Genomic DNA, 22460 nt, shown 5'->3' with positions numbered 1-22460 from the left:
TTATCTTCACGCCTTCGGCGCAAAGGAAAGTGTCACCGTCATCAGGCTGATTGACAGCCAGAACGTTGATCTGGCAACCGTGTCCAAGCCTTCCTCGTTCAGGTTATCCAAGTAACTGTAGTTGATTCCGGCATGAGGTGACTATCCATGTGGGATTCTTTGCCGATCCGCAGCGCATCCGGCAACGTCCATTGCCACCGGATAAAAACGCGGATTCAACCGCAGGTAAAGTGCACCGGTTATCACCACAAATCCCAGATGCATCAGCCAGCCTGCTTCGTAAGATGCTGTGAGGTCTTTCAGCCCCGCAATCAGCAAGGGAGCCACCGCGGCAATCATGAAACCACCGCCCTGCATCAAAGCCGCCAGCGTGCCAGACGATTCCGCAGATTCCAGATGGTCCAGCGCCGTCACGATCACCAGAGCAAAACTTCCGCCCAGTCCGGCGCCGCATATCCCAACCCAGAACATGGGTAACATTTCAGGCCAGGCTGCCAGCCCATAAAAGCCCACCGCCTGGAATACCACAGTCAGAAAAAGCCAGGTGCGACGGTCCTGAGACCGGCGGGCCAGCACCGGCAGGCCAACCGCGCTGATGGCCTGACAGACCGAAAGCACCACAACCAGACTGGCGCTGTCCGACTGGCGCCAACCCAGCGACTGATAAAAAGGCGCCAGCCAGGCCACCAGCGTGGAATAGCCCGAATTCACCAGTCCAAAAGCGAGCATCAGCGTCCAGGTGCGCGGACGGCACAGTAATGCCTTCACGAGATTGCCGTCCTGCTTTTTCGATGCCGCAGCGACTAGAAATCGCATACTAAACAGCATAGCGACCAAAGCAGGGACCGCCAGCACGGCCAGTGACTGACGCCAGTTCAGGCCAATCTGCATCAAATGTGGCATCCCATAAGCCCCAAGGGCGCCACCGACCATCAGACAGGCAGAATACAGCCCGGTCGCCGGTGCGATATGCTTCGGAAAGGTTGCTTTTATCTGGCCCGGCATTGCCGACTGAATTAAGGTAACGCCAGCCCCGCAAAGCACTGCAGTCAGCAAGAAGGCCACCTCCGTGGTAACCGTGAATCTGAAAACACAGCCAGTCAGAATCGCGGTCAGCGCAGACAAAACGACAGGACGGGTGCCATATCGTGACAAAATCACTGGCGCGATAAACGCGCCCACTCCCATCAGAAACATCGGCAGTAAAGTCAACAGTGATGCGCTGTAAGCGCTCATCGACAGATCCTGCATGATGGTATTCAGGATGGGACCCGGCGCCACCAGAAACGGGCGCAGGTTCAGCCCGATCAAGACAATCAGCAGTAATCCGGCCCAATCTGAAATGCTGCGCTGTTCAGCCGAATGCTTCATGAGCCATCCGACTGCTGCTGAAATCTTTGCCAGTGCTGATATAAATGATGGACGTCCTGATCCGTTGTGGTGACGGGCTGATGCGATATACGTGCCCATTGTTGCTGTGCCAGCGGTTTTGACAGATCGGCTGCAATCTCAGCCGTCGACAGCCCGAAAGGTTCAGCCTGTTCATTGGCGTAGGCAAACACAATTTCGGTAATACCGCACATTCGCATCGCGGCCATACACATTGGGCAAGGCTGACCACTGGCATACACTTGACACCCCGCCAGCCTGGGCGATTGCAAGGCTTTGCCAGCCTGACGCAAGGCCAGCAGCTCGGCATGAGCCGTAGGATCACAATCGGCCTGCATCCGGTTCACACCCGTCGCAATGACCTGATCATCTTTGACAACCACAGCTCCGAAAGGGCGTCCGCCCTGTTTGACATTGTCTTCGGCCAGCGCGATTGCCTGCTGAAGGAAAGGATTCAGTGGGGTCATCAAATGCCTCTTGACTGCTTGTTTTCGTCGATGATGTGACTTGATCGGTTCAACTATACGGGGTCAGCCGCCTGAGATTAAATTAAATGCGGCACTACAAAGTATTCGAAAAACAAATACCTCGCCACAGAAGGCTATAGTCAAAAGACAGCATGAAGTCAGTGTCGGACAAGAGGAACGAGGCATGCAGAATCAAAATACCATCATGAAACAGCTGGGTTATCTGGGCTTACTGCCTTTTGTCGTGACGTTGCTCCTCGCGATTGCGGATATCCGGCTCTTCCAGCTGAGCGGTCATCAGATGTTTATTGCTTACAGCGCAGTCATTCTGAGTTTTCTGTCCGGCATTTTGTGGGGCAATGCCATCGACCACAGTTCACACCGGCTCAGCAAAAATGCGCTCATCCTCAGCAATCTCTTTGTTCTGCTGGCCTGGGGGGCCATCTTGCAGGGCAATAAGCATGCACTGATTGCGACAGGGCTTCTCGCCTTAGGTTATCTGGCCGTGTGGTTTGCGGAAAAGCTTATCCGGCAAACCGAAGGGGAAACGGCACCCGCAGATTATCAGCCACTCCGAGGCCGCCTGACTCTGGGGGCCGTTGTATTGCATCTGCTGCTCATGCTGTTCTGAGCCCAAAGGTGATGGGGCATTAATTCAAAAACATAGGAAAAAATGCCGACTGCCGTTGCACAGTACGAAGGCAAGAAAATTCGTTTAATGAACCAGAGACGGGGTCACCGTGATTGTGATGACATCTTCATACTGTCCGGCCGGTTTATTTCGGACATTCCCGATGCGGAACATCATTGAGTAGCGGTCGCCGACTGCGCTGGCGGGCTGCCGGAAGCTCAGTAAACTGCGCCCCGTCTGTAGTGGGACAGACCGGTTGTTGACGAAAAAGCCGTAATCCACATCCCACTGGCTGTCACCGGAATCATGCCGTAAGTGGCCCCGATTCTGAGACTGGAATTCAATCGAATAATCCGCCGTACTCTGAACCAGCAACTGCGGGGTCAACTGACGTGTTTCGCCCGTTTCCAGTTCTCCAAAATCCACCTGATACTGATGGCGGTCGTTGGTTCCCCACAAACTGACACGAGCCGTTTTGTTGACTTGCACCTGAAACTCAGATTTCGTTTCATCGTAGATATTGGTTCTGTTGAGCGGATACTCGACCGCTGAATACTGAAACAGATTACGATACTGGCCGTGCGACACATACTGTTGCGAAGCGAATTTCAGCTGATAATCAACCGTTCTGATTTCTTTCGGCTTCAGATCTCGGATCACAATCGCCAGCCCGTTTTCATATATAGCGCCCGAGTTTCTCCCTGCCAGAATCTGATATTCCAACTGCTGCGAACGCTGTGCTCCCCGAAACGCATTTTGCCGGGGTTTAATCAGCAACACGGTATCGCACATACCGTCAGGACTGTTATTTTTAAGATCAATTAAGTGATTCTGGATCAAAGCAAAACTGCCCGTCTCAAACATATCGTAATTGATATTCCTGCCTGAATTTTCCAGTCGGATGTTCTGCAACGACAAGTTACACGTTTTAGCTGCCCACACCGGCACCGAGCACAACATCAGGATGAAGCAAATGAAGTAAGTTTTCATTGTCCTGCCCTTATCTCACCAAGCCGGATGATGTTACCGGCACTTTCAGGGATCGAGAGGTTAAACGTAAACGGCTGCTGACTAAACACACTGACCCGATAGGCGCCGGGTTTCAGCCCGGTAATCGCAAAACGGCCTTTACTGTTGGTAAAGAAATCAACCGGCGCAAAATCCGGATCGCCCTGATGGACAGCACGCCCCTCAGTCAGCGGAATCGGCTTGCTGCTCACATCAAACAAGTACCCCAGCGCTGTCATGTTTGCGTCGGAGCCAATGGTTAACCGGTAACTGCTGCCGTGTTGCGGGTTAATCGCAAAACCCCCTTCGCCCAGATCGTAACCTATGGGTAAATCTTCCACATCATAATCAATCCGCTGCGGCCGGTAAGACACAATATCCGGATACAACATGGGCCCCAGAAAATCAGACTGAACGGCAAATGTGCCATCGACTTCCGGATTGATCATGACGGGACTTTCAGACAAAGAATCATGCACCGAGATAATGGCGAAGGCATCATTGACAGGACGCCCGATGGCAAAATCGGAGCCACTGAATGCCGTGGCACCCTGAATGCCCACCCGATTCAGGTTTGAATAGTTGCCGTCGACATCCACCAGACTATCGTGATCAAATGTCATGATATAACGGTTCCCGGTATAGTTGGCCGACACGCTGCCCGAAAAATTTTCATCGTCATTATTTTCAACCAGCGCAAATACACCGACACCGCCGACTGAACCGATATTTTCGTTATAGCTGTAACGAACCTGAGAGCGGGAATCGACCGAGTCATAACTGGCGCTCATCTGATGATTCGTATTGAGCAAGGCATCGATCGGAATAGAGGTTGCCAGAAAGAACTGCCATTCATCGGTATCCGGATCCTCATCATTTTCATACGTCGCCCGGATATTCCAGCTGGCAGCCGTTCCGAACCAGGAACCAGCGAGGGTCGGCGTGACCGCATAAGCCAGATCATGGCTGTACAGATAGCGGGCATTGGTGGCAATGCCCGCAGACAAACGGTCCGTCAGAAAATAGTTGTAAAACAAATCGACCCGATGTTCGACCCCATCCGGGTTTTCAACGAAGCTATCAATCTCGCTGTCGCTGATACTTGAAAATTTCGGTGAGTAATATTCATATTGCGCATTGAAGGTAAACACTTCAGATGGAGAAAACGCGTCATACTTCAGCCGCAAAGCATAACCGTCATCCAGTACCTTGTGCTGGCTGTAAGCAGCCTCAGCCCCAAATAAACCCAGAGCATTTGCAAATCCGGAGGTCACCCCCGCCTGCGTGACATGCTTTCTGGCCTGCATGTTTAAACCAGCCGTCACGGATTCGGTGATCCCGTAATCAAACCCGGCTGAGAAGACGTAATCCTCTTTATCATACTCCAGTTGGTCATCCACCAATTCACTGTCAATGCCCAAGGACACCGAGTATTCATATTCCCCGGCAGCCAGCAGGTTGATCCCAGTCGCGATATTGAATTGAATCACTTCCTGGCGGCCAGAAGGATCGGTGATGACCAACTGGATATTGTTCACCCCGGTCGTTAACGGCAGATCCCGGATATCGTATGCGCCGGGCGACAGACGAATGCTTCTCATCAGAATACTGTCAATATACACATCCACACTGGAAGGGCGTTCAATCACAAATTGCTGGTTTGCAATCGGGCGGACATTTTTCGTTGGAATGATGCCAAAATCACGGCTGATATTCAGACCAAAAATACTTTCGCCACTCTGAAAGCCATAGGTTCCAAAAAATAAATCCCCGTATGTCATCCGGGTCCCTTCATCCGGAAAGTCATAGGTGATTTGAGACAGCAGACGATAAACATTGCTGTCTTCATCATCAATATCGAAGGCAAAATCATTGAACAGGTTAATTTTCTGGTACCGCAACCCGGTTTCGATGACGTTACTGGAAAACCAGTCCAGCGCGCTTTGATCGTCATTCAGATAACTGGCAGATAAATAGTAATTGGCATAGCCACTGAAATCGTCAATCGGTCTTGCATTCACAAGGGTTTCATCCCCCTGAAACAAATACAGTCCGCTGTCGGTCAGCATGGATTTGGGAATCGAAATCGAGGTTTCAAGCGTGGTGGCACTGAGATCCAGATCAATCTGATGGGCCGCCAGATCATCACTATTGATAAATCCATCTTTCACAAGCGGCTGGATTTCCGACAGCTTCTCGGGCGTCAGTTTCTGGGATAAGAAGTTTGCGATGGTGTCGTATTGGACGAAGAGTTTTTTTTCGGGTGTGACTTTCACCACAGCCTCACCAACCGGCTGACCGTAAAAGTTCAGCAAACTGGAAAAGGTAATGGTTCTGGGGGTGACCAGATCTGTTGTCGCAAAACCGCTGATGCTGCCCAAAAACAGACCGCACAAGACAACAATTTGCGCACAGCATCCTTTTCTCATGGCTGCCTCTTTTTCAGTGTGACCTGTCCAAAAGTTCGGCCGGATAAGAGTGCTTTCGGCAAGTGAATTTCTGTTGTCTGCCCAGCAGGAATAAACGCATCCGATTCACTGTTGGCGATCAAATCACCGGTTAAGATTTCTGGCTGATTCTGTCCGGGGCTGGAAAAACTTAAATCGTAATGGCTGAGTTTTGTATATTTAGAGCCCAGATTCTGCACCATAAAGTCGATGCCATTGGGCGTTTGCCTGACCGAAATCGGAGTGCTTTGAAGCCGCTCCTGATGCTGACCACTGGCAACATGCACGATCACGTTGTAATTAATCTGGATCGCAATATGATTCCGTTGATTCTCAGTGTCCTGATTCATTGCTGAAAGCTGAACGCTGTAACTTTGAGACGTTTTTAACGGCGCAGTGCCTGTCCACATCAGCATCAAGACCTGTGAACGTCCGGGCGCAATGCGAAAAGCAGGGGGCATGACAATCAGATCGTCCCGGGTGGCCGGGGATGCCGAATAGCCATCGGGTTCAAAATGCAGTTGCATCACCTGTGCATCAACCAGCTGAGTGGCAGCAGAATTATTCCTGACCATCACCTTTGTGCTTCGCACGGCAGCATCTGACTGAATCTCATGAACCAGCGGGCCGACCTCAAGTGCCAGACATCCCCACGAGACACCCCAAAGCAGCGCAATGAACATCCATTTCATGTCTCATCCTTTCGCTTTAATTGACTTCTTTCACTTTTAATGAAAGCGGGTCACGAACCACTATGTCTTTGTTTAGCTTAAATATAGTCTTGGTTGAGCTTAAGGGAGGGAAAAATGTTGCATCCATGAAATTCGCAATGTCTTTACCGGCAATGGTCACGGGGCCCTTCGCTGTTTGTATCTGCCAGTCCGCCTTGGTTGCCCAGCCGTGTTTGTTACCCGCATTTTCAATCAGCACTTCCCACTGGCCATTCCCGATATTTTTGGCACTGGCAAGCTGTAAATTCGATTGAGCACGGTTCGGTGCAACCGTCACAACGGCATCGTAACTCACCGCCATAGAAACCAGGCTGCCGTCTTGCTGTTGATTCTGACTGTTTTCCGTCATGACCTGATTAAACTGGATGACGTAAGCTTTCGAGCGGGTTAATGCGGGATCACCAAGATATCGCAGCATCACCGCCTGCGTTGCCCCCGGTGCGATCATGGCTGTATCGGGAAGAATTAAAATGTCTTCATCCGCAGGCACGGCACGATATCCGCCATCTTCCCATTTGAGTTCCATGGGAACAATTTCAACCTGAAGCGGCGTTTCAAACTCATTTGAGACCATGAATTTCTGCTGAGCAAGACTGCCCGATGCGCCAATCTCAACCGTGACCGGCATAATGCCGAAGGCGAAACTTTTCATTGAAAATAGCATTAAGAATAACCAGCGCATAAACCCTCCTGATGAAATAAGTGGGAGCATTGCTCCCACTCTTTTTTATCCCAGCATCAATTAATGGTATTTCACTGGGGTGACTTTGAAGTAAGCGATGTCAAACTTGTGACCCGGCTTAACTTTCTTAAAGTCATAAGGTTTGCTTTTTACGACGATGTCCAGAGAATCGCCCATGAAGTTGTTGGCAAACATTTGATAACCCTTGTGACCATCGGCTTTGGTATCAAACTTGTAGCTACCCGACTGGATAACATATTCGACATCTTCATCACCATGGTGATCATACAGACCTTTCAGGCCATCGTTTTTGGTTTTCACCTGAACATCGGCCTTACGGGTATTACAGTAAATTTTCAGCTTTTTAGATTGTGACGTTGTTGGACTCCAGGCATTCAGTTTGCCCAGGTTGACATAATCCATACCATCAAACCGGCAATAGCACTTCTCTTCAACTTCCGCGATAATTTTCAGCTCACAGACATCGCCATTACAGCTACGGCCATTTTGTGGGCCGCGGTCACGTCCGTCGGCATGTGCAGTCATAGACAGTGAAGAAAGAACGAGTACTGTTGCAGCTGATAACATAAACTTATTCATGATAAACTCCATCATTGTTTAATAATTAACGCATTTATATTTATTTTACTGCTCTCACTTACAAACACTCACGGTTACAAAAATGAATGTTCATAAAAGACTTTTCGGATACAAATTAATTTTCAGTGTTTCTTCATAATGGCCAGCCATTTCAAGTTGGTCGATAAGATTCACCCGAAGCTGACCCCGACTCTCAAAGGGGACTTTTTCAATATTGACGATTTTTTCATGAGCCCTGCTTTTCTGACTCTCACCGTGAATATTTAATCCAGCCTTTGGAATTTCTAAAGAGTATTGATATCGAACAAGATAACCACCACTCTTTAATCCGCCATTCTGAGATGAAACCGATATATCAAAAGGCGAGTTACAATAAAAACCGAAGGATATTGTTTTTGCTGTGACATCAGATAAATCAACTGAATCCATCAGATTGTAAATACTGCACTTTTGACTGATTTTACCCTTCAGGTTTAATCTCACACTTTCATTTGCGGATGCTGACATTGTCACCAGGCACAATATGATTCCAATTTGTTTTTGAAATATCTTGTTGTCTGACATTCTCGAGCACCGCTTCTCATCTCTCTTATTAAATATTCTAGCGTGTCTTTTTCACCGTAAAGTATGAGAAAAGTATGAATATGGTCTCGCCATCCACTCAAAGTTGAAATCCTATGGTCAAGCAAATATGGGAACAAGACACAGAAACAAAAAAGGAGGCATCGCCTCCTTTTTTATCATCATTGAATAAAATTGACAGTTTAATGTTGCAAGAAAAGCTGTTCCCTGGCCCAATCGCGCGCCTGACGACGGTTCTTGACATCAATTTTTTTAAACGCATTATATAAATGCGTCTTCACTGTACTTTCACTCAGAAATAGTAACTCTGCAATTTTTGCGTTGCTCTCACCTTGTAAGATCAGCTTCAATATATCTTCTTCTCTTTTTGTTAGTGTCATTGGTTTTTGACTGACTGCATTTTGCCTTTCCAGCATATCTTCCCTGTAGGATGCAATTAAGTCGGCCATCACCTGACGTGAGAACCAATATTCACCGGATGCGACTTTCTGCGCGCCGGCAATCCAAAACTGAAAGCTGGTGTCCTGAGGAAAAATGCCATAGCAATTTTTCCACTGGCGAACGAGCTGGTAGTCATAATCGGGTTGCACATTCGCCAGAATCAACTTGTTCGTCTGTTTCCACAACTTTTGCGTCAGCAGACGAATCGCATCGATTTCCGGAACCTCAACATCAAGAATCAAGATCGCGCTTCCTTGCCTCACGAAGCACTCTAATTCTGAAATTTCAGACACTTGCACAATATCAAGCGCCCCTCTGTTTTTCAGCACATTGCACAGCGCATCACTCTGAATGCTTTTTTGGGTGTAGAACACAAACTGAGGATTACAACACATGACGGCTTTCCTATATCACTCAATCCTTGTAATTATCTACCTAGCAAATAAGTTCACTTATCTCATTGTTGAGAATATTGAGACAGAGTTAATAAGCAACTGTTAATAAAGGATTTTCCAGTTATTCCGGAAAGGATGAAAGGATTAAATTATGGCACACTTTGAGACAGTGTTAAGAAAGTGATAGGCACTGCTGTACCAGCGCCAGACTGGCGTTCTGACTGCGCTCGCAGACTGTGGCTTTATGCCAGCGTTCTTACGAAAATTCAGACGAAAAAAATCGCCAAGTGATCAGCGGTTTCTTTGAATGTGGCGGAGCCAGAACAAGGTATAGGGGGATTTTCAAATCCCGGATTCGCTCCTGCAGCGTCAAAACGAAAAAGCCCCGTCTGATGACGGGGCTTTCGAATGTGGCGGAGAGATAGGGATTTGAACCCTAGATACGCTATTAACGTATGCCGGTTTTCAAGACCGGTGCTTTCAACCACTCAGCCATCTCTCCGTAAGTGCGGCGAATATTACGGGTTACTGGCCACTCTGTAAAGTAAAAAAAGTTCAACTGCTCAATATACAACCAACCCTAACTTTGGGCGGTTCCTGAATGCGCAGATCGGGTGAAATCAAATCAATAACACGGATCATGCGTCTAAATCTGAAGCCACAAAGCCTTCAAACTGAGTGGTGCCCGCCCTCAGGATTCCCCGTAACGCAACCGGGTGCAGCGCGTAGCTATCTAATTCGGACAGTCTGGCCCAGAAGAATTCCAGGTGAGGCTCTCGCGAGACAACAGGCAGCGCTTCTGTTCTCCCCACCAGAGTTGCCCGAAAGATTAAAGCGATTTCTGTCTGATGCTGGTCGCCTTCAACCCAGTCGTTTTCCGCAACACCAATCAATGCACCGATCCGCGCTTCAAGTCCGGTCTCTTCAAAAATCTCTCTGGCGACCGTGGCAGACGCCGCTTCAGCAAAATCAACATGCCCGCCGGGCAAAAAACTCAACGAATCACCAACACGTTTCACAAGTAATACCTGATCCGCAATCTGGATCAGTGCCCGGGATGAATAATGCAACGTCACGCTCTGTTTCCCTTCTTCATTTGCAGCAGGCTCAGCTTAACCACATGCTGAAACGCTTGCCAGAACTATGCTAACCTTTTGGCTTCAATTACCTGATAAGGTTCAGCGCAATGAAAATTTTTAGTAATTTCGAAAGCGGCAACATTCATGTTGTCAAAGCCGATCAACCTGATGATATTCAACTCAAGATCAACAAAGACCATCAGTCTGATTTTTACCAATGGTTCCACTTCCGTCTGGAAACTCAGGCTCAGGTTGAACATGCTTTCGAGTTACAGGATCTGGCCACATCGGCGTATCCGGAAGGCTGGAAAGATTACGATGTCGTTGCCTCTTATGATCGGGAAGAGTGGTTCCGTATCCCGGCTGAGTTCGATGGCGACACCCTGAGATTCCGGGTGATTCCGGAACAGCGCTCCATGTACTTCGCTTACTTTGCTCCTTACAGCTATGACCGCCACCTGGATTTACTGCATCAGGCGCAGATGAACTTCAACTGTGAGCTGGAAACCTTAGGCAGCACACTGGACGGGAACGATATCAGTTTACTGATAGTCGGCGAACCAGGCGACACCAAGAAAAAAATCTGGGTGATTGGTCGCCAGCATCCGGGCGAAACCATGGCTGAGTGGTTCATTGAAGGTCTGCTGCAGCGGTTACTGGATGAAACCGACACCGTGGGCCGCGCATTGCTGGACCGTGCCGTGTTCTACATCGTCCCGAACATGAACCCGGATGGCAGCATTCGTGGCCATCTGCGTACCAATGCCGCGGGCGTGAACCTGAACCGTGAGTGGCTGTCACCAAGCCTGGAGAAAAGCCCGGAAGTGTATGTTGTACGCGAGCGGATGCAGCAGACTGGTGTGGATATGTTCCTGGATATTCATGGTGACGAAGCAATTCCATACAACTTTGTTGCAGGTTGTGAAGGGATCCCATCCTATGACGAGCGTCACGCCACGCTGGAGCACAACTTCAAACAGGCACTGCTGACCATCACGCCGGAGTTTCAGGATGATGTGGGCTACGATAAAGATGCGCCGGGTGAAGCGAATCTGAGCATGGGAACGGCCTGGGTCGGGGAAGCATTCAAGTGCCTGGCATACACAGTAGAAATGCCATTTAAAGACCATAACATTCAGCCGGATGCCTTCTATGGCTGGTCGCCGGAGCGCAGTCTGGCCTTTGGTCAGGACATGCTGGCCGCTGTTCGTGCTGTCGTTGATCAGCTGCGGTAAGGCACAAAACCGTTCAGCCACGCTGTGCGCTTCAAGCCACCAAAGCCAGTGCGTTGTCACTGGCTTTTTTTTCACCCGAATTGATCGCTTTTCCAGCCCGTGGATTCAAGGCCGAAAAGGCGAAAGATACTCCGGTTTCATCGCCTGTCAAAGCTGATTTTTGGTCTTGCCACAACTTCCTGTCACAAATCCGCTCTTGCTCACAAAGCGTGATTGATCTGCTTTGTCGGGATCTGAAAGCTCTGATAAAGATATGCCTGATTTCGACGCATCATGCTTTCAGGAGGTTATTGTGTCTATCAACTCACTTGATTTTTCAGATATGGCTGACGCCACACACAAGTGGGATCAGCAAGACGAAACTGGCTCATCAGCCAAAGTCTCTGCCAATAAACGTCAACAAGCTGCCGCGAGACGCCGCATTGAAATGCTGCGTGATATTCGCGAATGCGGACTCACCATCGAGGAAGCCAAAGAGCTGGGTTTACTGCACTGATTCCAGCAACAACACGTTTCGAAGTACCTTCCTAAATTCAGGCTAATGCATTCGATTGGCATTAGCCTTTGATACCTTGCTGACCTGCAAGTAATCATCGGTTTCACCGATTGCAATAATGACTGAACAGCACTTTCCTGTCTGCCAAATTCTCAGTACATTAGGCACATTCTGGATATCAATGGGAAATCACCATGTCGACAATGACAACCCGCTGCCCGCATTGCAAAGGGCTGAACCGTGTCCCGGTGGCACGCATGAATGACAACGCAACCTGTGGCAGCTGTAAGGCCGCACTGCTGGATGGCAAACCGCTGGAAGGCACACCAGACAACTTTCAGGCACTGTTGCAAAGTGAACAGCCAGTCATCGTCGATTTCTGGGCCCCCTGGTGTAATCCATGTGTTGGCTTTGCGCCCATTTTTGAAGATGTGTTTGCCGAGCGAAACGGACAGGCACGTTTTGTCAAAATTGATACGGAAGCTCAACAAGAACTGGCGGCGCAATATCGCATTCGCAGCATCCCAACCATCATGGTGTTCAGACAAGGCAAGCCTGTCGATACGCTGAATGGCGCCCTGCCGAAATCTCATTTTGATCAATGGCTGAATCAGGCACTGACGAAATAATCTTTGCTCAGAATACGGCCTTGCGCCGTATTCTGTTTCATTCAGTCATCAATTCGAGCTTTGGACGCACACGACCCGCTAAAGCATGTCACACCATACGTGACCCTGTCACCGATCTGCAACCCAATCCCCTCTCTGGCAAACAAGACTGGACGGATACGACTCCTTAAGAAAATCAACACTGAGTCAAATGTGAAGTCAGTAAAAGCTGTGCAAAGATCTCAGCCTTAATGCAATGTCTTTTGCCTCTTTTTTCCTATAATTAACATCATGTTAGGAAACGGGCCGATCGAATATGCAACACACCCCTTATCGTATTGGTATTTTCATGGCGGGATTTCTGGTGCTGACTGGTTGCAGCAGCCTGCCCCGTTCACTGGGTTTTGGGAACACCTACAGCATGTATGGCACGACCCAGGAGTTTCTGAGTGAGAGTGAAGCCCGGATCAATGGCGCAGTCATTGACCAGGGGAGGTACTATCCGAAAAGTGCCTATTCCTATACTTATCGTTATTGCAGTGCCGCCCCTGAACAGGCTCGCGAGGATATCGCAGAATATCAGAATCTGGCCAAACAGGTGTGCGATGCCAACGGTGGCAACATGGTGCATCTCCAATCCGGCTCCTGGTGTGTCGCCGAGGCGAATACTGAAGCGGAACGCCCGCTCTTTTTCGCGGCCATCAATAGTACAGAACAATGGGCCGACCTTTGTCTGGATGGTCCTTTTGTCACGTTAAAAGTCATTGAAAATGATGGTGCTCCAGACAATGAATGGTACTTATCTGCCATGGCGCTCGGCTATCAGCCTTATACGATTGACCGGGAGCTGGTGGACGTTCCTCCGGAAACCATTATCCAGACCGAAGCAGCCAAAGCGCCTGGCAGCAACGGGACCTGGACGGCCGAAAGCGAACATATTTATACCAGCATTGGTGAGCGTGTCTGCTTGTTTGAAAAACCCGGCCGGGGAAATCTGGGGTATACCTACCGGGGAACCGTGCAAAATTCAGCGAATGGCAAAGTCCGGGTGCTGATCACTGAGAAATTCAGAGGGGATATTCGTACCGCACCTTATCTCGAGCCTCTGGAGTGGCATAACGAAGCCTATATCACCGCCAACGCGAGTTCGTGGTTTGTGTGTTCGACTTAGATTTCAAATCCAAAAAAGCCCGGTCACTTCAAAACCGGGCTTTGAATTGAAGCAGGCAAACTTCGGGTTAAACCACAAATTTCTTCATCGCGTGATTGAGGTCTTCGACCTGTGATTGAATGGCCTGAGACGTCTGATTGGCAACAGTGCAGTTCCCGGAGACATCATCCGCAGAAGAAGACAACTGATGCACCAGCTCAGCGACAGACTGTGACACATTAGATTGCTGCTCGGTGGCGACGGCAATATCACTGACTTTCTGAGAAACTTCATTCATGTAACGCACCGTGTCGCGCAGCATTTCATTGGCCGTTGCCGTTTGCTCCGTCCCGACTTTCACCAGTGACTGACTCTGCTCAATCACTTTCACAACCTGCTGGGTGGATCCCTGAATCGCTTCAACAATGGCATTAATTTCTGTCGTTGATTCGGTCGTCCGCTGTGCCAGCAAACGCACTTCATCGGCAACCACTGCGAAACCACGGCCAAGATCACCGGCTCTGGCCGCTTCAATGGCTGCATTCAGTGCCAGCAGATTGGTTTGCTCCGCAACGCCCTGAATCACCTCTGTGACATGTTCGATCCGATCGCTGTCAGCACTGAGCTGCTGCACCATATCACTCGCCTGACTGATTAATGCGTTCAGCTCTGAAACCGTTTCATGGTTCTGCGTCAGCACTTGCTCGCCGTTGGTCAGTAATGACGAAGCGTTCACCAAATCTTCCGACGCCAGTTGAGTGTTCTGAGCCGTCTCGTGCGCCGTCGCGGACATCTCTTCAATCGCAGTGGCAACTGAGTTAATCCGCTCTGCCTGCTCGCTGACCTCACCGGCTGTATCTGAATTGGTGGCCAGTAACTGATCCATACTGGCATTCACGGCATTTGCCTGATTCGACACCCCAGTGACCAGCCCGGATAAGGCAACTGACATCCGGTTCACCGCTTCAATCAAGGTCGCAATCTCATCAGAGCCCCGGTTCGCCATGGCCTGCCCTGAAAAATCACCGTGAGAAATTTCTTCGGCACGCTGAACCACGCTGCGCAGGCGTGTCCCAATGTCACGGCCCAGCCAGGTTGCGATCACCAGTGAACACAAGCTGGCAATGGCCGAAATGGCAATCAGCAACATCACCACTTTCTGAACACTGCTGCTGATCGCTTCACCGCTCTGAGTCGCAACGGTTTGCTGTTCCTGAACAACAGTTTCAATCGTCATTGCCAGCTGCTCAACCGCCAGCAAGGTTTCAGTTTCTAACTGGTAGTACGCTTTATTCCAATCCTGTGCCTGACGCTGCATAACCACATCCGTCGCCATCGGCAAATACAAGTCCTGCATTTCTTTAAACAGGGCCCAAAGACTCTGCTGGCTGTCACTCAAACTGTCTTTCTTGCGATCAATTTCAGAAACAGCGCGGTTATTCTGGCGTAAGTAATCCTCAAATTTATCCAGATTCTCCTGATTCGCATTGATCAGAAACGCGCGCAGCTCACCGACCCCGTTCGATAAAGTCGTGTAAGCATCGGTAAACAGCTTCATCAGACGCTTCCGATCGCCTCCAATCAGGTTTCCTTCTTCTTCATTAATCATGGCCTGAAGCTGATCCAGCGCGACTTCTGCCAGCGGTGCCGCTTCAGACTGAAGGAGATGATGTGCCGGTAAATTCTCTGGGGTATGGCTCAGGGTCGCGACAGCCAGTTCACTGGCTTTCAGGGCTGCCCAGTCCATGCGAACCAAATCCAATTGTTCCTGAGTCAGATGCTGCGCTAATCGCGTTATCTCTTCATCTACCTTGGCAAATGCATCATCCATCTGCTGACGGTATCTGTCCTGACGTACTTCATCAGCAGCCAGCATATAGGCACGCAAACTGGATAAAGAATATTCTGCATTTTGCTGAAGAGATCGGCTGGCATCAACGGTCGGCAAATCCACATTCAGCAATGAGTTTGCGTGGGTTTCGACTTTAGACACCTGAAGATAAAGGAGAATCGCAGCCGCAAGAAAAAGTGCGGTCAATAAAAGGAAGCTTATCCTCAGCTTCCTTGCAATGGATAATTTCATACTGGCTTGTCCGTTCACATCAATGTCCCACCAATATAATGATAGTGAATTTGATTGTGAACGCTTTGTCATCAAAGTATGAATTTTTTCAGCATGTCATGCGGAAAATGTCTAAAAAGCACACAATACATTAAATCTTTTGAATATTTATGCCGCCGTCACATCCATTTCATTGAGCTGCCTGATACATTTCATTGAACTTTTTATGCACCAAGATCAATACTTAATAGCATAAATCTGTGGTTTATTGATTTTTTATGCTAAATGGACATAAAAACTTGATCAAAGTCACACCCCGTACCTAAACGATCAGTATAATCGCAAATCAAAATAATTATTAATTCGAATATTTTTACGATTTGTTCAGGGTATCCAAATGACTTCGACTCACTCCCATCCAAGCCTGAGTCGGCTTGGTGCGTCCATCAAAATGATCTGTCTGCCTGCTTCGCTGCTTGCATTCACGCTGCCAGCCATGGCCGAAGATGCAGCCAATGCCGTCGCCGAAACGGATCTTGAAACCATTGTGGTGACGGCTTCAACACTCAAAGTGGAAGCACCGCTGGCGGAAACACCACGCACGATGGCAATTGTTGATCAGGAAAATCTGGAGAAGAATCAATTCCAGAAACTGGATGAAGCGCTCCGCTATCAGGCCGGTGTACTCTCCTCACCTTATGGTTCAGATACAGATACAGACTGGTTTAAAGTCCGTGGTTTCGATGCAGCAACTTATTTAGACGGGAACCGCCTTTTCACGACGGGCTATTATGTCTGGACATTGGAGCCGTTCGGTCTTGAACGGGTTGAAATTCTGAAAGGTCCGGCGTCTGTGCTTTATGGTGAAGCCCCTCCGGGTGGTGTTGTGAACGCGATCAGCAAACGTCCGACCGATACACCGGAAGGCAATATTCAATTCCAGACCGGTAACCGTCACCTGAAACGTCTGGGCGTCGACATTTCGGACGATGCCAATGACGACGGCAGCGTGCGCTATCGGTTGGTCGGTCTGGCCAGTGAGCGTGACGGGACGCTGGATGGCACTGACAACAACCGGTACTACTTCGCGCCGAGTCTGACCTGGGACATCTCTTACGACACCACGATCACTTTCCTGGCGAGCTACAAGGAAGACAAGGGGGTGCCAACCAACCCGTTCTTCCCGGTTTACGGCACCTTAACAGATACACCGCAGGGTAAGATTGATCCGTCGACCAATCTGGGAGAGCCGGATTACGACATCAATCAAAACAAACAAATTGCATTGAGCTACGAATTAAGCCATCAGTTGAACGATACCTGGAACATCAAGCAGAATGCACGATATGCCCACACGGATTTGCTGCTGCGCAGCACGTATGCTTTCAGCAGCGACAGTTCAGCCGAGCTTGCGCGGGGGCTGACGTACAAAGACGGCACAACCGACAGCTACAGTCTGGATAATCAGGTGATTGGCACCTGGTATGGGGATCGAACTGAAAATACCTTGCTGATGGGACTGGATCTCCAGTACTTCAAAAACAAAGATGGTTCGAACAACAGTGCAAATATGGGAACGATCAATGCCTTTGATCCTGTGTACGGGCAATTTACCCCCGCCAATCCCAATGCAACAACCTATGCCCGAATCAAAAAAGAACAAGCCAGCCTGTATGCAAAACATCAGTTGAAGTTTGACGGAAAGTGGATTGCAACCATCGGTGGCCGGTTTGATGATGTCAGCGTGAAAAACGACGGTAACGACATTTCGACCGATAATTTTTCGCTGAGCGGCGGACTGATGTATCTGTCTGATATCGGGCTTTCTCCTTACATCAGCTATGCTGAATCTTTCGAGGTGATTGCATCCATCGACCCGACGACCAACAAAGTTTACAAACCGCTGGAAGGGGAACAGGTTGAAGCGGGTGTGAAATATACACCAGCGTTTATCGACGGTTACGTGAATCTTGCCGTGTTTAGCATTGAACAAAACAATGGTCTGGTCACTTCCGAAACCTCCAGTGCAAAGACACAGGCCGGGGAAGTGAACTCCCGAGGCGTTGAAGTAGAAAGTATCCTCAAGCCAACTGAGGAGATGACACTGGCGGTGAACTACACCTACAACAAGAGTAAATATAATCCGTCTGAAGGTGCCCCTAAACAACAAACTGCCCTGATCCCGCGCCATATGGCCTCAGCTCAGGCTGATTACAACTTTGCTCAGTTGGGTGTGGAAGCTCTGACGCTTGGTGGCGCGGTCCGGTACATCGGTTCATCTGTCGGCTACTATTCCGGAGAGAAGCTCAACGTACCCGCTTATACCGTCTTTGACATGCGCGCGCAGTATGACATCAACAGTCAATGGCAAGCCCAGCTGAACGTCAGTAACCTGTTTGACAAAGCATATGTCTCAGCGTGTGACTACTGGTGCTACTACGGTGAAGAGCGCAGCGTGATTGCGACCCTGAATTACCGCTGGTAATTCTTCCCCCCTGCTTTCACACTGTCGCCCCCCGGAACCCTGCTCTGTGAGCAGGGTTTCTTTTTTTGAACCAAATCCCGCCACCACGACAAATTAAACCTTAAGTGATACAAATCACATCACTTAAGGTTGATTTCATGATTTCTCATCAAGCTGTACCGATCCACACAACGCTCGCAGAGATTGGTGAATCGCCGGTCTGGCCGGACCTTTGTGATCCCGTCGCCTTTTCCGGGAAAAACTGAGCCTGTCTTTAACGATGCACTGTTGAATCAACCTTTTAGCGTTCAGGCGGACGAGCTATAATTCCCGGCATTCAGGCGCGAACGAATTCAGACAGAATGGAAAATGAAAATAAAGCCAACGCCGTCAGCCGTATTATTGAAATAGTGACGCAGACTGCCGGCCATGAGCAGCCCGTGCCCTTACCGGATCTGATCTTTCATTCTGATATCCCTAAACCGACGTATCATCGGTTGGTTCAGCAGTTGGATGAAGAAAAATTTCTGACTGCAGATGAGCGGGGGAATGTGTATCCGGGCGCTGAACTTAAACGGATTGCGCTGAACCTGAACAACCATAATGAGCGCCGCGCTCAGTTGCAGGCGATTTTACACGGGTTGTCCCGGCGGGTGAATGAAACCTGCGGCATCGCCATTCCAGATGGCAATGGGATGGTCTATCACGAGCGGATTCAGACCAACTGGCCGCTGCAAATCGTGCTTCCGCTGGGCATGAAAACACCGGTCTGGGCGACCGCATCCGGCAAACTCTTCCTTAGCACACTGACCAAAGCGCAGCGTGACCGGATCTTTGATCAGACCGATCTCATCAAGCTGGCCAAAAATACCCACACAGAGCGGGAAAATCTGGAACAGGAACTCCGGTTGATCCGGGGTCGTCAGGTCAGTGTGGATAACGAAGAATTCATCGATGGACTGGTGGCTGTGGCGATTCCAGTATTGTCGGAAGACGGGAAGTTTCTGGCTTCCCTGTTCTGCCATTGTCCGAAAACCCGGAAGAATCTGGATCAGTTACTGACTTTCTTGCCGGATCTGTCGCGAACACGGGATCAGCTTCAGCAGTTTCTGATGTCGCAGTAAAAAACGACGCTCAGCCATCAGCCATCATGAGATCCATAATTTCATCTGCGGCTTCCCGCATCGCCGGGAGATGGCTTTCCAGATCCATCAGCGATTGCCGCACCATCGGGCTGTGGCAGAACAGATAGCCCAGCGTTAAACCATCCCGTGCGATGGGCACAGACACAGCAGCCATGCCATCAATAAACTCGCCATTATCGCGGCCATAACCCAGCGCTTGCACGGTTTTCAGTTCCTGCTCAAGCTGCGCTTTCTCAACCAGAGTATGTGCAGTGAAGACTTCCAGCGCGATATTATCCAGAATCACCTGACGAACATGATCCGGCAGAGTCGCCAGATACAATTTTCCGGATGCCGTGGCGGCCAGCGGGACACTGCTACCAATCGGCAGGTTAATTTGCAGCGGCCAGTTGGTCTGAACCCGCTCAAAATAAAGCATTTCGATACCGTTCGGCACAGAAACGCCGCAGGTTTCCCCAATCTGAGCAGACAGTTTTTCTAACACCGCGGTTCGCTGGGATGCAAAAACCTTATTGCGTAATACGGCCAGAGCCATCTGGCGGAATTCTGGCCCGGCGATGATTTTTCTGAGCATATTTTCGCGCAAAATGCCCAGCGTTTTCAGCTGAGCCACCAGTTTTCCGGTCGCCAGTTTCGGCAAGTTCATTGCTTCTGCGAGTTCATGCTGATCATACAGACCTTCATGTTCAGAAATAAAAGACAGAATTTGCAAGACACGTTCAATGGTCGACCCTTTTTCTTTCCGGGCCGCGGGCTTATTTGTCGTCATGGGCTTCAATCGATTTCTTTTTGAACCAGGTTATACCAATCAAAGTAAGTCAATGATCAGAAATAGCGCAGGAAAAATGTTTGAGAACAAGGCGGATTTTTTAGATAAGTAGTTATTCTACAATCAAAAAATCTAACGCAGTGATCAAACATTTGAACAAGCTAGGATGACCAGTGATTGACTGCGATTGGTATTATACACTTCATTGGTGCTGATCAATAACAGGATCACGAACGACGCTGTGAGCGCGCTGTTTTGCCACAATGCATCGTTTCACAATCCAATCATGCCGACTGAAATAAATCGGACCCATCCCGTTCTAATGACCCAACAGATTTCAATGAAAACGAAGGATACATGTCATGGCGCTCAATCAACCTCAACCCGGCACGCCTTTTCCATCAATCCCGGTACAATTGCGTTCTGGTCAATCCATCTCACTGGGAACGCCAGCCCAAGGTGCAGACTGGCGGCTGGTCGTGATCTATCGGGGTAAGCACTGCCCGCTCTGTACCCGTTACCTGAATCAGTTAGAGACCTTGAAAGCTGATCTGGCTGAAATCGGAGTGGATATCATCGCCGCCTCCATGGACAGTCAGGCACAGTTGGAAGCCCATCTTGAAGCACTGGATGTCTCGTTCCCGATTGCCTACGGACTCACCATTGCGCAGGCTCAATCGCTCGGGCTTTATCTGTCTGAACCCCGCTCCGCTCAGGAAACCGATCATGTCTTTGCGGAACCCGGTTTGTTTGTCATCAATGCAGAAGGCAAAATTCAAATTGCAGATTACTCCAATATCCCCTTCGCCAGACCCGATCTAAAAACTCTGGTCGCTGGTTTGCAGTGGCTGCGCACACCAGAAAACAACTATCCGGTTCGTGGGACGTATCAGGGATAAATCCGGGCTGAATCATTGGGATGGGGGTATGGCGCGCTTAAGAACAGTGCCGAACTCAGCATTTAAAATGCGCGCCAAAAAAATATTTCCCCACGTAAAATCATGAATTTATGTCATTCCCGCGCAGGCGGGAATCCAGTGTTTCTGAGTTCAAATGCCTGATGTAGGTCATGTGAGAAGTTGGCAAAGTCACTATTGGACATCAATGTGCCAGTGCTTTTTCTTATTGAGCAAACCACCAATTACGACAGCTATTGCAAAGAATGTTGTGGACAGCTAGCGCGAGCAGTAGACTTGCTCTAGCTAGAACACCTGACTTTGGGTGCGCACTAAACATGAACCTTTGATGATGCGACCGCAAAATCGATATTTAATTTGATGGAGATAGAGAATGAACGGTAGTTGGGCTAACTTCTTTCCGTACTTTGCTGGAGCTTTCAAGCTTATTGTATTAGCGATTGGAGCCTACTTCGCGATTAAATGGCATTTTGATGAAGAGAAGCGGGTGAGAAAATCTAAAGGTGTGGTATTTGATAAACCAAGCTTTATGAAAAAGTTGGCCATGATGCTAGCCATCCCAGTCCTGCTCACTCTTCTCATCATTTTCGTGATTTATGCGACGAACTGGTTTCTCGACTGATGAACTTTATTGATACGAGCAATATTTAACAATTTCAAATCGTATACTCGCACAGTGAAAAGGCTTGTCCGATCAAATAGGTCAATCAAGACACCAAATGTTGGATCAACTTTTAAGCTCTCAATTGGTTTGGGGCATTTATCATTTTCAAAACCAATCATTCCTGGGGTTGTGATTCCTTTTTATGTCGTCAAAGTAAAATGCCTTTTGATTCTTTGGTTTGGGCTGGTTGTAATTCCTTTTTATAACGCCAAAGCAAAATACCGTCATTCCCGCGAAGGCGGGAATCCATAGAGCGCCGGGTTAAAAGCACACAAAAATCTTCATTGAACAGATAAAATCACAGCAAAGTTCAGTCCTTCAATAGAATCATTCACTGCGCCCAGACGAGAATTCAGCGCATGAAAATCACTGGGTTCCCGCCTGCGCGGGAACGACGAATTTCATACAATTCATCCATGAATTTTCCCTAGAGCTGTGATTCATTTTTCTATCGTCAATGCAAAATACCGTCATTCCCGCGAAGGCGGGAATCCATAG

General features: G+C 49.0%; 21 protein-coding genes and 1 tRNA gene. 9 read left to right on the top strand and 13 right to left on the bottom strand.

What is annotated here, in order from left to right; translation table 11 throughout:
* Positions 1 to 141: 141 nt before the first annotated feature.
* Together Q4579_RS20235 and Q4579_RS20230 are read right to left on the bottom strand one after the other, a co-directional pair.
* A complete protein-coding gene (locus Q4579_RS20235) occupies positions 142 to 1371 on the bottom strand; it encodes an MFS transporter (RefSeq protein ID WP_303566584.1) in 1230 nt (409 codons plus the stop codon).
* Positions 1368 to 1856, bottom strand: coding sequence for a nucleoside deaminase (locus Q4579_RS20230; RefSeq protein ID WP_303566583.1), 489 nt, complete (start codon positions 1854 to 1856; stop codon positions 1368 to 1370). Before Q4579_RS20230 ends, Q4579_RS20235 begins: the two co-directional genes overlap by 4 nt.
* A gap of 184 nt (positions 1857 to 2040) precedes the next feature.
* On the opposite strand from Q4579_RS20230, the gene Q4579_RS20225 reads away from it, so the two are divergent.
* The gene (locus Q4579_RS20225; RefSeq protein WP_303566582.1) at positions 2041 to 2487 is read left to right on the top strand and encodes a DUF3429 domain-containing protein; all 447 of its coding nucleotides are present in this window, start codon (positions 2041 to 2043) and stop codon (positions 2485 to 2487) included.
* Between the two features lie 84 nt (positions 2488 to 2571).
* On the opposite strand, the gene Q4579_RS20220 is transcribed toward Q4579_RS20225, so the two are convergent.
* The 9 genes from Q4579_RS20220 to Q4579_RS20180 form a co-directional block, all read right to left on the bottom strand.
* Positions 2572 to 3477: a hypothetical protein gene (locus Q4579_RS20220; protein WP_303566581.1), complete on the bottom strand. Its 906-nt coding sequence runs from the start codon at positions 3475 to 3477 to the stop codon at positions 2572 to 2574.
* Complete coding sequence (locus Q4579_RS20215) at positions 3474 to 5924, bottom strand: fimbria/pilus outer membrane usher protein (protein ID WP_303566580.1); 2451 nt, start codon at positions 5922 to 5924, stop codon at positions 3474 to 3476. The genes Q4579_RS20220 and Q4579_RS20215 overlap by 4 nt, the downstream gene beginning before the upstream one ends.
* The gene (locus tag Q4579_RS20210) at positions 5921 to 6634 is read right to left on the bottom strand and encodes a fimbria/pilus periplasmic chaperone (protein ID WP_303566578.1); all 714 of its coding nucleotides are present in this window, start codon (positions 6632 to 6634) and stop codon (positions 5921 to 5923) included. The genes Q4579_RS20215 and Q4579_RS20210 overlap by 4 nt, the downstream gene beginning before the upstream one ends.
* Before the next feature lie 16 nt (positions 6635 to 6650).
* Entirely contained in the window at positions 6651 to 7355 is a 705-nt protein-coding gene (locus Q4579_RS20205; protein WP_303566575.1) for a hypothetical protein, read from the bottom strand.
* Positions 7356 to 7415: 60 nt separating this feature from the next.
* Entirely contained in the window at positions 7416 to 7955 is a 540-nt protein-coding gene (locus Q4579_RS20200; protein WP_303566574.1) for a hypothetical protein, read from the bottom strand.
* 90 nt (positions 7956 to 8045) lie between these two features.
* Positions 8046 to 8519, bottom strand: a complete 474-nt coding sequence (locus tag Q4579_RS20195) for a hypothetical protein (RefSeq protein WP_303566573.1) — start codon at positions 8517 to 8519, stop codon at positions 8046 to 8048.
* A gap of 200 nt (positions 8520 to 8719) precedes the next feature.
* Positions 8720 to 9373 carry a LuxR C-terminal-related transcriptional regulator gene (locus tag Q4579_RS20190; RefSeq protein WP_303566571.1) on the bottom strand — a complete coding sequence of 218 codons (654 nt, stop codon included), beginning with the start codon at positions 9371 to 9373 and terminating at the stop codon, positions 8720 to 8722.
* 411 nt (positions 9374 to 9784) lie between these two features.
* Positions 9785 to 9875 (bottom strand) — tRNA-Ser (locus Q4579_RS20185).
* Positions 9876 to 10011: 136 nt separating this feature from the next.
* Complete coding sequence (locus Q4579_RS20180; protein ID WP_303566570.1) at positions 10012 to 10449, bottom strand: NUDIX domain-containing protein; 438 nt, start codon at positions 10447 to 10449, stop codon at positions 10012 to 10014.
* 110 nt (positions 10450 to 10559) lie between these two features.
* On the opposite strand from Q4579_RS20180, the gene Q4579_RS20175 reads away from it, so the two are divergent.
* The 4 genes from Q4579_RS20175 (at position 10560) to Q4579_RS20160 (ending at position 13962) form a co-directional block, all read left to right on the top strand.
* Positions 10560 to 11687, top strand: a complete 1128-nt coding sequence (locus Q4579_RS20175; protein ID WP_303566569.1) for a M14-type cytosolic carboxypeptidase — start codon at positions 10560 to 10562, stop codon at positions 11685 to 11687.
* Positions 11688 to 11979: 292 nt separating this feature from the next.
* Complete coding sequence (locus Q4579_RS20170; protein ID WP_303566568.1) at positions 11980 to 12183, top strand: hypothetical protein; 204 nt, start codon at positions 11980 to 11982, stop codon at positions 12181 to 12183.
* Positions 12184 to 12377: 194 nt separating this feature from the next.
* Positions 12378 to 12812: a thioredoxin TrxC gene (gene trxC, locus Q4579_RS20165; protein ID WP_303566567.1), complete on the top strand. Its 435-nt coding sequence runs from the start codon at positions 12378 to 12380 to the stop codon at positions 12810 to 12812.
* A gap of 295 nt (positions 12813 to 13107) precedes the next feature.
* A complete protein-coding gene (locus tag Q4579_RS20160; RefSeq protein ID WP_303566566.1) occupies positions 13108 to 13962 on the top strand; it encodes a hypothetical protein in 855 nt (284 codons plus the stop codon).
* Between the two features lie 67 nt (positions 13963 to 14029).
* Here the strand turns inward: Q4579_RS20160 and Q4579_RS20155 are convergent, their stop codons facing one another.
* The gene (locus tag Q4579_RS20155) at positions 14030 to 16024 is read right to left on the bottom strand and encodes a methyl-accepting chemotaxis protein (protein WP_303566565.1); all 1995 of its coding nucleotides are present in this window, start codon (positions 16022 to 16024) and stop codon (positions 14030 to 14032) included.
* Positions 16025 to 16400: 376 nt separating this feature from the next.
* On the opposite strand from Q4579_RS20155, the gene Q4579_RS20150 reads away from it, so the two are divergent.
* Positions 16401 to 18488, top strand: coding sequence for a TonB-dependent siderophore receptor (locus tag Q4579_RS20150; protein ID WP_303566564.1), 2088 nt, complete (start codon positions 16401 to 16403; stop codon positions 18486 to 18488).
* A 341-nt stretch (positions 18489 to 18829) separates the two neighbouring features.
* Entirely contained in the window at positions 18830 to 19591 is a 762-nt protein-coding gene (locus Q4579_RS20145; RefSeq protein WP_303566563.1) for an IclR family transcriptional regulator, read from the top strand.
* A gap of 10 nt (positions 19592 to 19601) precedes the next feature.
* On the opposite strand, the gene Q4579_RS20140 is transcribed toward Q4579_RS20145, so the two are convergent.
* Positions 19602 to 20381: an IclR family transcriptional regulator gene (locus Q4579_RS20140; protein WP_303566562.1), complete on the bottom strand. Its 780-nt coding sequence runs from the start codon at positions 20379 to 20381 to the stop codon at positions 19602 to 19604.
* 362 nt (positions 20382 to 20743) lie between these two features.
* On the opposite strand from Q4579_RS20140, the gene Q4579_RS20135 reads away from it, so the two are divergent.
* Positions 20744 to 21280, top strand: a complete 537-nt coding sequence (locus tag Q4579_RS20135) for a peroxiredoxin-like family protein (RefSeq protein ID WP_211651332.1) — start codon at positions 20744 to 20746, stop codon at positions 21278 to 21280.
* Between the two features lie 391 nt (positions 21281 to 21671).
* Entirely contained in the window at positions 21672 to 21920 is a 249-nt protein-coding gene (locus Q4579_RS20130) for a hypothetical protein (RefSeq protein WP_303566560.1), read from the top strand.
* The last annotated feature ends 540 nt before the right edge of the window (positions 21921 to 22460 follow it).

The organism is Photobacterium sp. 1_MG-2023, from assembly GCF_030547945.1.
GTDB lineage: Bacteria > Pseudomonadota > Gammaproteobacteria > Enterobacterales > Vibrionaceae > Photobacterium.
This window is presented reverse-complemented; position numbering and strand designations above follow the sequence as displayed.